At 44.9% G+C, this 820-nt stretch carries 1 protein-coding gene; it reads left to right on the top strand.

Going from position 1 to position 820, the window contains the following annotated elements; translation table 11 throughout:
- The first annotated feature begins 171 nt into the window (after window positions 1-171).
- Window positions 172-768: a biopolymer transporter ExbD gene (locus A3735_RS07505; protein ID WP_068553966.1), complete on the top strand. Its 597-nt coding sequence runs from the start codon at window positions 172-174 to the stop codon at window positions 766-768.
- The last annotated feature ends 52 nt before the right edge of the window (window positions 769-820 follow it).

The following is an 820-nucleotide window of genomic DNA, read 5'->3' as shown; positions in this document are numbered from 1 at the left end:
GCATTAAAGTGATGAACTTATTAAGTGACCGATCAGCTTCGGTTCCAGCACCTGCTAAGGCTACACAGTCGCCAAGTGCTGACTCAGGGCTTAATGCGGCAGCCGCTGTTTAGTTGGTCTTTGTAAACCAACTTTATTGATCAATCCTTAGCGAAATAGGCAGACTCGACTATGAAACGCAAACATCGACGCTTACGAAGTGAAGCAGATCTGGATATCACGGCATTTATGAATTTAATGATCGTGCTTGTACCAATCTTGCTGATCAATATGATCTTTGCTCATACGAGTGTACTTGAGTTGAACTTTCCAACTCAAGACCAAAGCTCAGCTCAGGATGATGAGTCATTGCAGTTACAGGTAATGATTCTGGAAGATAAGTTGGTGGTTGCCGACAATAAAGGCGGTGTGATTAAGCAAATAGATAGTTTAAAGCGGAATTCAGTTGCAAATAATAGCTCTGACAACGCGGCCGTAAGTACTGGGGCTTACGACTTTGCGATGTTAGGGCAAGTGATGCAGGAGCTGAAATCGCGTATTCCGGAAAAGAAAGATATTACTGTCATGGCACGAAAAGACACTTCCTATCAGACCTTGGTGTCTGTGATGGATAAGGTGCGATCTTACCGTACCGTTGTTGCGGGAAGTGTAGTGAATGCCGAGTTATTCCCGGAAGTGTCGATAGCCGATGCGCCGGAAGTTGTTGATGCAAACGAAAGTGTTGCGGATGCCAAGACCGAATTAACTGATGGGAAGGTTAGATCATGAAAACATCAGCAAAAGCCAAGCGTATCCAGCGTCACCAACGCCGTAGTAAGAA

This window comes from Oleiphilus sp. HI0061 (assembly GCF_001635675.1).
This window is presented reverse-complemented; position numbering and strand designations above follow the sequence as displayed.